General features: G+C 28.5%; 16 protein-coding genes and 1 riboswitch. Of the genes, 4 read left to right on the plus strand and 12 right to left on the minus strand.

Annotated features, from left to right (window positions below; genetic code table 11):
- Positions 1-264 precede the first annotated feature (264 nt).
- The 3 genes from QX51_RS01910 to QX51_RS01920 all read left to right on the plus strand — a co-directional run bounded on the left by QX51_RS01910 (position 265) and on the right by QX51_RS01920 (position 2741).
- Positions 265-597, plus strand: a complete 333-nt coding sequence (locus QX51_RS01910; RefSeq protein ID WP_039678225.1) for a PadR family transcriptional regulator — start codon at positions 265-267, stop codon at positions 595-597.
- Entirely contained in the window at positions 597-1529 is a 933-nt protein-coding gene (locus tag QX51_RS01915) for a permease prefix domain 1-containing protein (protein WP_039678226.1), read from the plus strand. Before QX51_RS01910 ends, QX51_RS01915 begins: the two co-directional genes overlap by 1 nt.
- A 144-nt stretch (positions 1530-1673) precedes the next feature.
- Entirely contained in the window at positions 1674-2741 is a 1068-nt protein-coding gene (locus tag QX51_RS01920; RefSeq protein ID WP_039678227.1) for an XdhC family protein, read from the plus strand.
- Positions 2742-2967: 226 nt separating this feature from the next.
- Here the strand turns inward: QX51_RS01920 and QX51_RS01925 are convergent, their stop codons facing one another.
- Together QX51_RS01925 and QX51_RS01930 are read right to left on the minus strand one after the other, a co-directional pair.
- Positions 2968-4158 (minus strand): DUF819 family protein, encoded by a 1191-nt coding sequence (locus QX51_RS01925; RefSeq protein ID WP_039678238.1) that lies wholly within the window; start codon positions 4156-4158, stop codon positions 2968-2970.
- A 297-nt stretch (positions 4159-4455) separates the two neighbouring features.
- Positions 4456-4695, minus strand: a complete 240-nt coding sequence (locus tag QX51_RS01930; protein ID WP_039678228.1) for a hypothetical protein — start codon at positions 4693-4695, stop codon at positions 4456-4458.
- A gap of 228 nt (positions 4696-4923) precedes the next feature.
- Here QX51_RS01930 and QX51_RS01935 point away from each other — a divergent pair, with 228 nt between their 5' ends.
- Positions 4924-5673, plus strand: a complete 750-nt coding sequence (locus QX51_RS01935) for an EFR1 family ferrodoxin (RefSeq protein WP_039678229.1) — start codon at positions 4924-4926, stop codon at positions 5671-5673.
- 117 nt (positions 5674-5790) lie between these two features.
- Here the strand turns inward: QX51_RS01935 and QX51_RS19805 are convergent, their stop codons facing one another.
- The 10 genes from QX51_RS19805 to QX51_RS01975 form a co-directional block, all read right to left on the minus strand.
- On the minus strand, positions 5791-5961 hold the full coding sequence (locus QX51_RS19805) for a DUF2935 domain-containing protein (RefSeq protein ID WP_316713256.1): 171 nt from the start codon (positions 5959-5961) through the stop codon (positions 5791-5793).
- A 109-nt stretch (positions 5962-6070) separates the two neighbouring features.
- Positions 6071-7258, minus strand: coding sequence for a M20 family metallopeptidase (locus QX51_RS01940; RefSeq protein WP_039678230.1), 1188 nt, complete (start codon positions 7256-7258; stop codon positions 6071-6073).
- A gap of 15 nt (positions 7259-7273) precedes the next feature.
- The gene (locus QX51_RS01945; protein ID WP_039678231.1) at positions 7274-8665 is read right to left on the minus strand and encodes a YfcC family protein; all 1392 of its coding nucleotides are present in this window, start codon (positions 8663-8665) and stop codon (positions 7274-7276) included.
- A 150-nt stretch (positions 8666-8815) separates the two neighbouring features.
- A riboswitch (Lysine riboswitch) is annotated at positions 8816-8995 on the minus strand.
- Between the two features lie 97 nt (positions 8996-9092).
- Positions 9093-9914 carry a nitroreductase family protein gene (locus tag QX51_RS01950; RefSeq protein ID WP_039678232.1) on the minus strand — a complete coding sequence of 274 codons (822 nt, stop codon included), beginning with the start codon at positions 9912-9914 and terminating at the stop codon, positions 9093-9095.
- 381 nt (positions 9915-10295) lie between these two features.
- Positions 10296-10550, minus strand: a complete 255-nt coding sequence (locus QX51_RS01955) for a hypothetical protein (protein ID WP_039678233.1) — start codon at positions 10548-10550, stop codon at positions 10296-10298.
- A gap of 150 nt (positions 10551-10700) precedes the next feature.
- On the minus strand, positions 10701-11258 hold the full coding sequence (locus QX51_RS01960) for a GNAT family N-acetyltransferase (protein WP_039678234.1): 558 nt from the start codon (positions 11256-11258) through the stop codon (positions 10701-10703).
- Positions 11259-11442: 184 nt separating this feature from the next.
- Positions 11443-12315: a hypothetical protein gene (locus QX51_RS01965; protein WP_039678235.1), complete on the minus strand. Its 873-nt coding sequence runs from the start codon at positions 12313-12315 to the stop codon at positions 11443-11445.
- 256 nt (positions 12316-12571) lie between these two features.
- A complete protein-coding gene (locus QX51_RS01970; RefSeq protein ID WP_039678236.1) occupies positions 12572-13579 on the minus strand; it encodes a C45 family autoproteolytic acyltransferase/hydrolase in 1008 nt (335 codons plus the stop codon).
- 309 nt (positions 13580-13888) lie between these two features.
- Positions 13889-13966: a GNAT family N-acetyltransferase gene (locus QX51_RS21745; RefSeq protein WP_408645546.1), complete on the minus strand. Its 78-nt coding sequence runs from the start codon at positions 13964-13966 to the stop codon at positions 13889-13891.
- Positions 13967-14305: 339 nt separating this feature from the next.
- On the minus strand, positions 14306-14656 hold the full coding sequence (locus QX51_RS01975; protein WP_039678237.1) for a hypothetical protein: 351 nt from the start codon (positions 14654-14656) through the stop codon (positions 14306-14308).
- Between the last annotated feature and the right edge of the window lie 211 nt (positions 14657-14867).

Below are 14867 nucleotides of genomic sequence, written 5' to 3' on the forward strand. Positions count from 1 at the left end.
CAATAAATATTATACGTTGAATATAATTTGATACTTATGTTTAACTTATCATCCTTATAAAAAACATTTTCAATTTGTGGAGAAATTAATGGTCTTTCTAGTAAATCCAGCCTCCTTCCTCCTTTTAAACTCTTAATTCATAATATAATAAGATAAAATTTTAGTACCATTTTGTATAAATATGATATTCAAATTTAAAATATATCACTTGACTTTACGGAAAAAGTAAACTATTATCATTTTTATAATACATAGGAATCCGAGGTGTTAATTTTGAATAAAGAACTTATTAAAGGTAGTACAGTAACATTAATTTTAAATGCATTAAAAAAAGAACCCATGTATGGATATGGAATGATTAAAGAAATCGAGAACAAATCTGGCGGAGTATTCCTCTTTAAGGAAGGAACTCTATACCCTATTTTACATGATTTGGAAAAAAACAAATTTATCGAATCCTTTTGGAGCAGTGAAAATGGTAGACGTAGAAAATACTACAAAGTCACAAAGAAAGGTCTTGCTGAATTAAGTAAACGAGAAAATGAATGGAATGTTTTTAGCAAAACAATGAATCTCGTATTGGGGGAACAATACTAATGAGTACAAAAAATAATACTATTGAAAACTTTCTACAATCTGCATGTAGGTTTATTTCCACAGAAGAAAAAGCGAAGGATTTGCAAGATGAACTTAGAGACCATATTTATAGTTACATTGAAGAATATAGTAAAGATGGTATGAGCACTGATGCTGCTACAACTATGGCTCTAAAGCAAATTGGTGATCCTGATATTTTAAGTAAATCTTTTAGAGATAAAATTTATAAACATAGTAAATCATTTAGAATTGTTTCAATTATATTACTTACATTAATATTTATTTTTAGTGATTTTGTTTATTTCTCTATTAATAATTACATAACTTTAGAAGGTTTTCTTTCAATAATACTTACAATAATAATTTTTGCACAATGTGTTAGCGATGTTGTAGAACTTATAAGAATAGTAAAAAAGGATAATGAATTATCTAAAGAAGAACCTCTTTTTTATATTCAGTCTTATAAACAATCTATTTGGGATGAAAAAGCATTAAAATATGTTCAAATATTTTACTTACTTATCTGTCTTGTACTTTTTATTTCTCTTATAAATAAATTTAGTAATATAAAATCAATGGAAGTCTTCTCTTCTTCATTGATGACAATAAACAGCTTAAGTTTTGTTTTACTTCTGGTTATGAATACATCTTTATTTAATCCTAAGAGAAAAAATGCAATTACATATAATGAAGGTATTCTTATGTTTAATTCATTTGTACCATACAGTAGTATTAGTGGATATATGTGGACTAAGGAAGTTATTAAAGGAAAGCCTTGTTATAGTCTTGAATTTGCAACTAAAAAAACATCCTTCTTAGTAAAATCACCTTTAATTTCTGCTGATAGAGCTCCTATTAAAGTCAGCTCATCTCAAGTGAGTTTGCTAAATGAACTGTTTAAAAGTAATAATATACATGAGATTAAAGGTTAATAATTTTCTAAATATATGTCTTATTTAGTTTGCAAAAGCTTATATACTCAACTTCTTAGATAGTATATATATGAAAAATATGCTATTTGGAAAATTTTAAGTTATAATATTAAATATAAAATATAAAACTTGGAGCTGAACATAATGTACAATAATTTATATAATGATTTACTTAAAAAAGTTAATGAAGGAAATCAATGTGTCATGCTTACTTTTTTAAATAATAATGAGACAAACCCTTCTATAAAAGAAAAGATTTTATTAACTAAAAGTGATATAGATAATAAAGCACATCCTATACATAAAGCTATATATGAAGGAATTGACAAGGCAATTTCTCTAGAACAAATTCATACAGTTAACCTTGAAAATAATGAAACTGTGTTAGTCGAGCCATATTTTCCAAAACCAAGGCTAATAATATTTGGTGGTGGTCATATAGCAAAGCCTTTGTGCGAATTTGCTAATCGAGTTGGTTTTTTAGTTACTGTTGTAGACGATAGACCTTACTTTGCTAATACTCTTCGCTTCCCTGAAGCTAAAGAAGTAATTTGTGAAGATTTTAAGAAATCCTTTGAAAATATTGAATTTAGACAAAGTGACTTTGTTGTTATTGTTACAAGAGGACACAGACATGATGGCTTAGTTTTGAGAAATGTAATAAATCATGATCTAAGATATATTGGTATGATAGGCTCAAAACGTAGAGTTAAAGGTTTGAAAGAAGAATTAATTTCAGAAGGTTTTTCAAAAGAAGCATTAGAAAATATTTGTTCCCCTATTGGAATGGATATTTTTGCAGTAACTCCTGATGAAATTGCCATATCCATAGTTGGAGAACTTATTTCATTTAAAAACAGACGTGTTGTAAATAATAAAGCTATAAAACACTCTTATCCTGAGTTTGACAAAGATGTTATCTCTAAAATAAATAATGAAGACCCTATGCCTAAAGCCATATTAACAATCATTTCTTCTAAAGGATCTGTTCCAAGAAAAGCTGGAGCTAAAATGATTGCTTATCTGGATGGTAGAACACTTGGTAGTATAGGCGGAGGATGTAGTGAGGCTGAAATCTTAAATAAAGCTAGAAAAATGATGAGCGATGGTTCTTCTTATTCAATTGAACATGTGGATATGACTGGCGAAGTAGCTGAATCTGTTGGTATGGTATGTGGCGGAACTATGGAGGTATTGATAGAAATATTTTAAGTAATATAAGGGCATAATATTTTTAAGTTGTTCTCCTTTAAAGTGAAAAAATAAATTTAAATAATACTAATTATGATTTAAATGTCCAAGAGTGTATCAAAAAAGATACACCCTTGGACATTTTGGTTTGTTAGCATAAAAGCTTAATTATTAGCTTTTATTAATAACTTGTAATCTATAATTGCAAACCCTCTTAAATAAATTTAAGCTCATTTTTTATCTTTCTCTACAAAATAACTTGAAGTATATTCCCAACAATTATTCCAGCGTAATTTCCTAAAACATATCCCCATACACCAGCTATCATTGTAGGAACTATTAAACTATTCCATCCCTTAGCTATAGCCATAGCTACAGCAGTAGTTGGTCCTCCTATACAAGCATTTGATGCAAGTAATAATTCATCTAATTTAAACTTAAACAGCTTGCCTACACCTAAAGTTACAATTAAATGTATAGACACTGCTAATATGCAGAAAACTAATATAAACGCACCATTTTTTATTATTTCTGATATTGACGCTGGCACTCCAAGAACTACAAAGAATAAATAAATTAAAAATGTACCTATTTCCTCGGCTCCATTGATTTCTTCTAATTGTTTAGAGAATACTGTAGCTACTATCAACATTAAAGTTGTCATTATTAAATACATATTTCCGAAAATAGAATTAGCCATTTTTAATAATATATTTGAAGTTGGTATCACTGATGATATAAACTCAGACAATAAATTAGATAAACTTGCTACTGAAAAAGCAATTGCTAAACATATAGCTATATCCTTTAATGATATCTCTTTTTTTGTCCAATATGTAGAACTTCCACTTATATTTTCTTCACCTTCTGTAGCCATACCCCACTTATTTTTGAAAAATAATATAGAAGGTATCGACATAGTTGCAAAGAAATACACAGCCATAACTAAATTATCAGCTACTATTGTTGCATTAGTTATATTTTCTGGAGTTTTAAAAGCATTCGTCATAGCAACAAAGTTAGCTCCTCCTCCAATATATGAACCTGTCATCATTCCAGCTATCTCAGCTACATGTGGTATTATCGAACTTAATAAAAATGCTGATATAAATGTACCTACTACTGTTCCTAGGGCTGATATATGAAATGCACCTAACATTTTTCCACTTTCATTTTTAACTTTCTTGATATCTGCTTTTAATAATAAAAGCGGTATTGCAACTGGTACTACATATGACCAAACTGAATCATATACAGCACTCTCTGTCGGTATTATTTTTAAATTTGCAAATATAATTGCTCCTAATAATGCTATAATTGCTCCCGTTACTTTAGATGCCCATTTGTATTTTTGTTCTAATACTATACTTATAGCAGACCAAACTACTAAGAATGTCCATAACATCCATGTATTGTCACTACTTATTAATGAATTCACATTATTTCCTCCTCTGTATTTTTTAATCAAGCTATATTTTAATATATCTGACATATATCTTCATAGTACCACCTCCTTTTATTTTTCAGTATATAGTGGCCTATAAAATCTTTAGGCTATGAACTAATTATCCATCTTTAATTCTCACCATGCTATTTTCATCATTTTCACAAATTCCTATTTATCTAAATTTGGCACTAACACTAATAAGTGTTAGATTGTGTTGTTTTTTATTTTTCATGTAGTACCTCAGTTTAAGGTTTCATTATATCATTTTTATGTAGAGTATTTATATTACTAGCCCAGTTCCATATATCCTTTTCCATACAGACATTGAAAAGCCACCCAGTTACATCCTTGCATAACTACATTGCCCATAAAAGTCGTGCCTAATGTTGTCTTTGCATTTGGATAAATTCTATAGTCTTTTCCTAATTTTTGATATACTAATTTGGCAATTTTAAGTCCCCTACTTACAACAAGTGCTTTAAGTTCTACAGAGTCCAACTCTCTTCCCTCTATTTCATATCTATTCAACATAAATTCCCAATTTAGTTTATTATAGTCTAAAAATAGATTAAAGTTTAAGCAAGATGTGATAAAATGAATCTGAAATTTTACAAATAGTGAATACTTCAGAAAGTATCTCAACTGGAATTAATGACTATTATAAATTATAATGAACATATGAATTTAAATCAGCAGATGTTCATTATAATTAATTAAGGGTTAAAATTTTTAATATACAATTAAGGAGATATGATTATGATTTTATATTTTACAGGAACAGGCAATAGCAGGTATGTAGCTCGTAAAATTGCCGAGGAAATAAATGATGAAATAATCTCAATAAATGAACTTATAAAACATGAAAGTACAGAAGAACTAATATCTACGGATAGACCATTTATATTTGTATGCCCCACTTATGCATGGAGATTGCCAAGAGTAGTTACAGACTTTATTAGAAAAACGAAATTTTCTGGAAATAATAAGGCATACTTTATAATGACTTGTGGAGAAGATACATCAAAAGCAATAAACTATATTCAAAAACTATGTAATGATAAGGACTGGCAGCTAAAAGGTATGGCAGAAGTAATAATGCCAGAAAATTATATAGCTTTATTTGATGTACCTGATAAAGAAACATCAAATAAAATAATTGAAGAATCTTCTCATCTAATTTATAAAATTGCTTCGGATATACGTGATGAAAAAGATTTTGAGATTGTTGAACCTAGTGGTTTTGGTGGAACAATAAAAAGTGGAATAACAAATATAGCATTTTATAAGTTTATTGTTCATGCCAAAGGTTTTTATTCTACTAAGCAATGTATTGGATGTGGAAAATGTGTTGATCTATGTCCTCTAAACAATATTAGTTTAAAGGATAAACAACCACGCTGGGGAAATAAATGCACTCATTGCATGGCGTGCATTTGTGGCTGTCCTACTAAGGCTATTGAATATAAAAATAAAACACAGACTAAAGAAAGATATTACTTAAAATAAACAATTGTTCAAAAATCGCCTTAGGCAATTTATATCAATACCTAAGGCGATAAAAATCTATTATATAATATCACAAAAGCTGTATAATCTGAATTAGAGTCTCATCTGCAACACAATCTATTGTTGATCTGTAATAGCCAAAACTTCTTTTCTTAAACATTTGAATTCATGAGTAAAGTCATTTGCAGTATCAATCAATTCCTCTTCTGTAAGATCTAGTAGTTCTCTTATGAAAAGTTCATATTTCATCATTACCCTGTGACAAAATAATATGTTATGTGATAAAATTTTCTTTTATTCTTAATTCATATAACCTTTGATGGTGAATCAACATATAATTATAAAAAGTATTACCAGTTTGCGGTAATACTTTTTGTTTTATTTTTTATACTAAAATCTATTTTAAATGATTTTTCTTAATCTCATCAAGCAGTCCATCTTGCAAGTAAATCTCCAATGCACACCCTACCATAGCCTTTACTGATTTATGGAGTTTATCATAAGCTTCTTTAGAATTTGCATAATTTAAAAACTCTTTCTCATGAACATATACCATAGGCTCTATATCTAAAGCTATTTCAGTATACATAGTAGGGCAAACTTGACTTACGTTTCCTATATCTGTTGAACCTACTGGACCATCTTTTCCTTCTAATATATCAGTTATACCTACATCAATTAAATTATTCTTTGTTATATCTTGAAGTATTTTATTGTTTACTATATTATCAAAAGAATTTTCAAAGTATCTGTAAGTTAGTTTTGCACCTGTCATTAATTCTGCACCTTTTGCACAGTTTATAACCTTTTTAGTTACTTCATCTAAATAGCTTCTTTCACCAGCTCTTATATAAAACTTACAAGCTGCTTTTTCTGGAACTATGTTTGGAGCTTCTCCTCCATTTGAAACTATTCCATGTATTCTAACATCTGATTTTACATGTTGTCTTAGTGCATTTATTCCTGCAAATGTAAGTTGTACTGCATCTAATGCATTGACTCCCATGTGAGGATGGCTGGCTGCATGTGCTGCTACTCCTTCAAAACTAAATTCTAATGAATCTATTGCCAAAGCTCTACAGTTTATATTATTAAAAGCTTCTATATGCATTTGATAACATACATCAATATCATCAAAAGCTCCTGATTTAACTAAATCACATTTTCCCCCTGTAGTTTCTTCAGCTGGTGTTCCTATTAGTACAATTTTCCCTTTAAAATCTTCTTTTAGTTTACTAAGTACTATACAAGCTCCTAATGTTGATGCTGCAATCCAGTTATGACCACAAGCATGACCTGCTTCTTTGTTTTCTCCGTATCCAGGTAATGCATCATATTCTGCTAAAAATGCTATAGTTGGACCATCATTATCTCCCAGTTCTGCCCTAAAAGCCGTATCTAGGTTGCAGTATGGATAAGTTGTATCAAATCCATATTCCTTCATTTTATCTACTAAATATTTAGATGATATGTATTCTTCTTCCCCTAGTTCTGGATTATTAAATATAAAATCACATACTTCTTCTATTTCTCTTCCTAGTTCATTTTCTATATCATAAGCTCTTTTCTTTATATTTTCTATCATAATTTACCCCCTATATTAGAACCCTATATATAGTCCTGTTGTTAAAAATGCCATTGTAGTAATTATTAATATGACCATTAAAGGCATTATAAATCTAATCCATCTCGACCAAGGAATATTAGCTAGTGCCAGTGCCCCCATTAAAACTCCTGATGTTGGTGTTATTAAGTTAGTTACACCTATACCAAATTGATAAGCTGTAACTATCATTTGTCTAGATACATCTACTAAATCTCCAAGTGGTGCAAGAACAGGTACTGTAAGCGATGCAAGTCCTGATGCTGATGGTATTAAAAATGCGATTAAACCTTCTATTAAGAATGTTAAATTTACAAATATGGCTTTTGGTAAACCATTTAATACACTTGCTGCTGAATTTAAGATTGTATCTATTATGTATCCATTTTCTGCTATTATTACTATTCCACGTGCAAATGCTATGCATAATCCTGCTGACATTAAATCTTTTGCTCCACTTGTAAATGAGTTAACTATTTCATCTTGTTTTAGTCCTGATGCTAGTCCTGATATTACACCTATAGCTGTAAATACCATTGCAATTTCACCTATATACCAGCCTTGTGTTAAAACTCCATATACCATAGTTGCCATACCTATTGCGAAAATTGCTATTACCATAGCTTCCTTTGTTGTAAATGCTTTTATATTTGTATCACTACTATCTATTATTTCTTGATTTAGTGATATATCCTTAACTAAAGACTTTGTAGGATCTTTTTTAACTTTGTTCGCATACATCATAACAAATCCTATACTTATGCTCATAAATATTATAAACATAATAACTCTATACTCTATCCCAGAACCTGGTGCTATGTGTGAAAGTGCTTGTGCTATTCCCACAGAGAAAGGATTGGTAGTCGCTGCTGCAAATCCAGTTGTTGCTCCTATAAATACTGTTGCCACTGCTGTTAATGAATCATATCCCATACTAGTCATAAGCGGAATAAATATCATATAAAAAGGTAGTGTTTCTTCACTCATTCCAAATGTTGTTCCACCTAGTCCAAATAAAATCATGGAGATTGGTATTATTAAAAATTGGAATTTTTTCATTCTATTTACTATATGAGCTATAGCTGCTTCTATGGCTCCTGTTTTGTTAACTATTCCAAAAGCTCCTCCAACTATTAAAACAAACCCAACTACTTCGGCTGCATCTATAAATCCATTTATAGGTGCTGTAAATACATCAGTAATTCCCTGTGGGTTTGATGCTACTTTTTCGTAAGTTCCAGCTACAACAACCATTTTATCTTGTATTTCTTGTCTTTCAAAACTTCCACTTGGTACTATCCAAGTAAGAACTGCCATTACTACTATTAGTAAAAATATTATAGTAAGTGTGCTTGGCATAGTAAATTTTTGTCTTCTTAAAGTGCTCATTTTTTTACTCCCCCATTTTGTAAGTTAAAATATTTTATTATCCCTTTATTTTTTCTATCTTAGTTTGAAGAAGTATAAAAAAAGCCCAACATGTATACATGTTGAGCTTAATATGCTAAATACAACATACCTACATCTTCCCTTTATCTTACTTAAGATAGCTCTCCATCAAAACTTGGGATAATTTTGATGACAGTCCTGTACTTATTAAATACAGTCCCAGCACTAGCTTTGGACACTAGAACTTCGGCACTTACTCCTTTTATATTGATTCATTGGCTTCCGACCTCTTCAATATTACTCTTAGTAAATGCAACCTCTACCTCAATCTTTTTATTAGATGAGGTATTTTTATTAAATTTCTCTTTGTTGTAAATATTTTAGCATAATTTGTAAAAATTGTAAATATATTGATTTAATGATATATTTATTTCCATGTTATATCTGCATCTTTTCTAGGTACAGTTCTTGAATATTTTACATCAGGATAGCCAACAATCATACAAGTTACAATCTTTTTGCCATCTTCTATACCAAGATACTCCATGATTTCTTTGTTTGACTGAGATGCTCTAACTAAAAAACCACTAAAAAATGTTCCAAGTCCTAGGGCATTAGTCATTAATTCCATGTTAGAAGATGCAAGAGCTCCATTTACATCAGAATCTGATACTACAAGTATTACTGCAGGAGCATTGAAAAATAGCATGTCATTTTTCTTAGGGTCTTTTTTATAAGCATCATACATTTGTAACCATATCTTTGCGTATTTTTGTACTTGCATATTTTCTGGAGTTTTGTTTGCAAGTATGTAGTCTCCTAAATTTTTTAATGTATCTATTACCATAGATTTTAACTCATCTATATTTTCTTTTACTACTATGTATGAAACATTTTGAAGGTTTCCTCCTGTTTGAGTAAATCTTCCTGCTTCAATTATTTGGGCAAGTTTTTCGCGCTCAACATCTTTGTCTTTAAACTGTCTTATTGTTCTTCTAAATTTTATAAAATTAAGAAGATTATTTGCATCTATTTCAAATTCTTCTTTGTTATAATTTTTTACATCATCCATATTGTATTCATCTGTATATACTGCATTTTTAGGGCATATAGCAATGCAATGACCACATTTCATACAAGTTTCATTTTTTATATTAGCTTTTTTATCCTGCATTTCTATATCTCTAACAAAACAATCCTTAATACATAACCCACAACCTATACATTTTTCTCTATCTATTTTCATCATAAAACCAACTCCTATTTATATATTTCAATCATGTTATACTTAAATCTATTGTTCATTGAATATAACCTACAAATTGAATTTTAACAATCAATTTCAAAATTTACTATCTTATCATTGCTCAAACTTTTTGTATCTTAATTATACCATAGTTAACTTGATCCCAAAAATATAGAATATATACAAAGAGGACTATAAAATTTGTTTTATAGCCCTCCGTAAATTTAATTATTATTTTTTATACAATTGAATTTTTAATCACAATAAATTTTTGTGTGTTTTAATTAAATCTATGCTAAAGACGATTGAATCTTAATAATAAAATTCAATCTATGAAAATAGTCATCAGCACAAGTAATTTTTTAACATGCTAAATAAAAGTGTTTACCAATACTCTTTTCCATATCTATAATCATCATCATATTTTTTGTATCTATAATCATAATCATGTTTTTTACATCTGCATTCATCTTCGTCATCATCATATTTCTTACATCTACAATCATCGTCATCATGCTTTCTACATCTGCATTCACATTCTAAATCTTTGTCTTTTCTGTATCTATATTCATTGTAATCTTCTTCATAGTAATTATAATTTTCTCCATAACCTATGCCTCTATAGCTTTTAAATTTCATTAAATATCACTCCTATATATTATATTGAGAGAGTCCCTTAAAGAAACTCTTGATATAATATATACGCATTCGACAAAATTGTTCATATTTCGTCATAATTTTTATATATATTTTTTTATTAAATATATTTAAATTTAATTAAATAAACTTTTACATAATAAGATCTAGTTGTCCCTTGCTTATTTCATTTATAGATATTATAGGTTTTGGTTCTATATCATAGGAGGCTATTGCTTTCTCAAACCATGCTACATCGTACCACTTTCCACATTTATATCCTGTATTCTTATATATGCCCACCTCATTGAACCCCAATGATTTATGAAGGTTTTCACTTTTTATATTTGGCAAAGTAACACAACCATAAACTGTCTTTATTCCTTGTAGTTTTAACATTTCTAAGAGAACGCCATACATTTTTTTACCTAATCCACTCATGGTAAATTCTTTGTCAATATAAATTGACAGTTCAGCATTCCATTGATAAGCATCACGTTCCTTATATCTATGTGCATAAGCATAGCCTATTATTTTTCCTTTATCTTCACAAACAATATATGGGTAAAAACTAGTAATATTTTTTATACGACTTGCAAATTCAATTTCATTTGGAAGAGTAGTTTCAAATGTGATCGGTGTGTCTATGTACTGTGAATAAATTTTTAGCAACGATTGGCAATCCTTTACTGTTACAAATCTCAACTTCATATTATATTTCCCCTTTTTAAAGTGTATTTATTATTTCTATAATTAAAATTTCATCTCGCCCACACTGTGGCTCAAAATTACATAGCCCCACGCTGTGACTTATATTAAATAGAAACTTCCTTATAATTAAGAATAGCATATAATTAAAATATAATACATTTTAATTATATGCTATTTAGTGAGCCTACTTCCCTTCTATATATGTCACATAATAATTAGTTAAGTTGGTTTCTAAATGGATTGTATCACTAAGTGCAACCATTGCGAATAATATAGCCGCAATTAAAAATACATCTACTATTTTTGATGTTATTTTCCTATCTTTAAAATTAATTTGTGTAAAACAAAGAATAAACATAAATATTGTAGACATCATTGAATACCCTTTAACAACATTTAATATAGTTATTATCTTTGCATCTTTTGAGTATTTCTCTAAGTATTTACTATTTCCCTTGCTATAGTCTGCCCTTTGATAAAGATTATCTTTTACTTTAATTTCAACAACTTTAGGTTCTTTTTCATTATCAACTTTCCACATATAGCTAGGTGTACTGATTTCATTTTCACTTATATTTATTTTACTAAAATAATTAAATGAAAACCCTAAAAATACTACCAATACTATAATTGTAAGAGTCTTGTTATTAATAAAGTTAACAGATCTATTTACCTCTTCTCCATTTATAGTCTTTACATATTTTTTAGCTAAATTACTAGCATAGATTGCAAGCAACTGACTTAGTAAAATAATGTCCATTCCAATAAGACCAAAAACTTCAGTTTTTATAATAATTATTAACTTGATTATTAAATAAATATCTATAACTATAACTCCTATTTTCAAACCCTTGTAATACTTTTCTTTGTCAATAAACACCATTTCTTGATTAAAAATTTTATCGGTCTTTTCACAATTATATATATATTTATGAATTATAATTATACACATTATTGTTATAACTATATCTAGCCCTTCATCAAAAATAAGACCTAACAAAAGCCCTATTATTATAGCTAAGGCAATTGTTACTTTTCTATTTTTGCTTAATTTCATATTCTCCCCCTAATTTTTTAGTATATTAAGATTTTACCATATTAAATATTTCTATAAATTGCTAATAAGTTACAAAGTATTTTGTTTAACACAATTCATTCAACTTTATATTGTATAAGGAGAAATAGGTTTATAAATAAACTCAAATCACAATTCTAATAATTTAAGTAATACTAACTATAATTTAAATGTCCAAGGATATATCTTTTTGAGATACCCCCTTGGACATTTTGTTTTGTTAGTTAACTTTATTAAACTATTTTATTTTAAAACGGATATCTTCCTTAAACTTCTTGCGACCAGGGTTGCCTTCAACTCTCCAAATTTGATTATTTTTCAAGTCATAAACTACTGACCATACAGTATCAGCATTAGTTTTTCTATCATATTGGCACATAAATCCATACTTACCACCAAGTAAATTCATGGCAAAATCTAGACTATACTTATCTTTATTATTAGCTAAGGCATTTTTAGTTGTTTCATATCTATCACAAGAACGCCAATCATCTATTTCAGTGTTTTTATAGCATTCCATTTCAGTTGTATTAAAATTATTAGCTGTTGATACGAAATCTTCTCCAGCTTTTGGTGTTATGACTACTACTTTTTCACAGTTACATTCAACTACGGCTATATGACCATTTTTATCAGCAAGGGTAATAGTTTGTTGTGAGGCTATTGGCAAAGTTTTTATGGCTGCAATTGCCTCTTCAGTAGTTTTACATTTTTCAAGAATATATCTAACTAATATTCCTGCATTAAATCCTGGTTTTCTTAATTTTGGATATATAAAAGTTAAACCTATTGCTAAACCTTCTTCATTTACACCATCTTCCATTTGAACAAAGGCTGTTGTATTCCCATTAAAAGAGTAAACATTATCTAAGTTATAAAGACAGTTCATATATAGTTTTTCTAGACTTACTAAAAAATCACTGTTTCTACCAAATAAAATTTGATCTTTGTTATTTATAGCAAAACAAGTACATTTATTATCAAATTCAAAACAATACATAGAAAACAACATTCCACATAAGTATTCAAATGAAGTTTCATTTCCATGAGCTATTCCTTTTACTTCTTCAACTATTTCAGGATAATATTTTTCAAATATATTTTTGCAGTCTCTTCCAAATTGAATTTTTACTTCATCCACTTCATAAGTAGGACAGCTATTTAGTTTTTTTCCATTTTTATTTAGCAAAGCACCCCACTTATATCCTGCTTCATAGTGGGTTCCTTTAAATCTTCCATGATACATAATTTTATTCTCCTATTTTTATATTAGGCTCCGGAACCTAATTTCATTATATTTGAATAAAATTTTATATTCAACGATTATATAAAATTGATAACAATTATCATTTTTTCTTAACTATATCCATTGAAATTACTAGGTTATATCTATTTTAAATTCATATGTATAAATTTATATTTATAATTTCCACCAAATAGTTTCTTCTTGCTTGTAATTTTTAAATCCACATCTCTCTAGGATTCTTTGAGATGCCAGGCTGTCTAAATCAGTTTCAGCAATAATACTTTTAACACCATTTTGTTTAAATGCCCACTAACAGATTGCTTTTACAGCTTCTGTCATATATCCGTTGTGCTCAAATTCTTTACCTAAACTGTAACCAATCTCAATTTCACCAGCTTATTATACCTTTTATAAGTATGACAGTTCTTATATATACAATTTACAATCATTGTATCATTGTTAATAGTTCTACTAAAGTATACAAAATAAATTATATATTTTAATAATAAAAAGGAACATCTTATCTTGATGCTCCTTCATTCGTAATATATTAATAATATGTACCTAATAAATTTATCTAATATTTAATAAAGGGGTATTAGCACCATAATTTATATCCTCTGCTTCATTAGCATACACATTTACTAATAAATTTGATAGTGATAAACACCCTATAATGCTAAGTATCATAAATATAGATATTATTTTTTATTTTATTAATATTTACTATTTTATCCCCTTTGTTAGTATTAGTTTAATCGTCCCATTTGAATTGACAATTTCCCCTTTTTTTAGATCAACTTCTTTTACGCCCATATCAGTTATAGTTTTAAATATTACATTTGGATTATCTTCATCTCCAATTACTGTAGTGTAGCTATCATCTTCAGATATTTCTTCTGAAGCGTCCACTTTAGAAGTTTCCTCTGATACCACTTTATAAGTTCCCTCTGGTATGTCAGCTCCAACTTCAAAGGTCTTTCCTTGTTCCAATACATAAACTTCTTCTTTAGAACAACCCAAAATAGTAAATGTCACTACTAGAAGTATAGCTGTTAATAAATTAAACTTTTTCATAACCTTCTATCCCCCCTCTATATTGCAAATAATGATATCACTATTTACAATTTAATAGTATCGCAAATATAAATAAAAAGGCATACACATTTGTGTGTATACATTGCTTATGTAGTATATTTTTGAGTATTTTCATATACTGACTCAAATTATTTATTAAATAACCTCCATAAATTCCCGTTTATCTATATGGTATCAAAAGCGCTATTAC

This window comes from Terrisporobacter othiniensis, from assembly GCF_000808015.1.
GTDB classification, from domain to species: domain Bacteria; phylum Bacillota; class Clostridia; order Peptostreptococcales; family Peptostreptococcaceae; genus Terrisporobacter; species Terrisporobacter muris.

Bases quoted from the DNA above. Each gene is read 5' to 3' on its own strand.
- QX51_RS01915 (WP_039678226.1), top strand. From the start codon at position 597: ATGAGTACAAAAAATAATACTATTGAAAACTTTCTACAATCTGCATGT.
- QX51_RS01920 (WP_039678227.1), top strand. From the start codon at position 1,674: ATGTACAATAATTTATATAATGATTTACTTAAAAAAGTTAATGAAGGA.
- QX51_RS01935 (WP_039678229.1), top strand. From the start codon at position 4,924: ATGATTTTATATTTTACAGGAACAGGCAATAGCAGGTATGTAGCTCGT.
- QX51_RS01940 (WP_039678230.1), bottom strand. From the start codon at position 7,258: ATGATAGAAAATATAAAGAAAAGAGCTTATGATATAGAAAATGAACTA.
- QX51_RS01945 (WP_039678231.1), bottom strand. From the start codon at position 8,665: ATGAGCACTTTAAGAAGACAAAAATTTACTATGCCAAGCACACTTACT.
- QX51_RS01950 (WP_039678232.1), bottom strand. From the start codon at position 9,914: ATGATGAAAATAGATAGAGAAAAATGTATAGGTTGTGGGTTATGTATT.
- QX51_RS01955 (WP_039678233.1), bottom strand. From the start codon at position 10,550: ATGAAATTTAAAAGCTATAGAGGCATAGGTTATGGAGAAAATTATAAT.
- QX51_RS01960 (WP_039678234.1), bottom strand. From the start codon at position 11,258: ATGAAGTTGAGATTTGTAACAGTAAAGGATTGCCAATCGTTGCTAAAA.
- QX51_RS01965 (WP_039678235.1), bottom strand. From the start codon at position 12,315: ATGAAATTAAGCAAAAATAGAAAAGTAACAATTGCCTTAGCTATAATA.
- QX51_RS01970 (WP_039678236.1), bottom strand. From the start codon at position 13,579: ATGTATCATGGAAGATTTAAAGGAACCCACTATGAAGCAGGATATAAG.
- QX51_RS01975 (WP_039678237.1), bottom strand. From the start codon at position 14,656: ATGAAAAAGTTTAATTTATTAACAGCTATACTTCTAGTAGTGACATTT.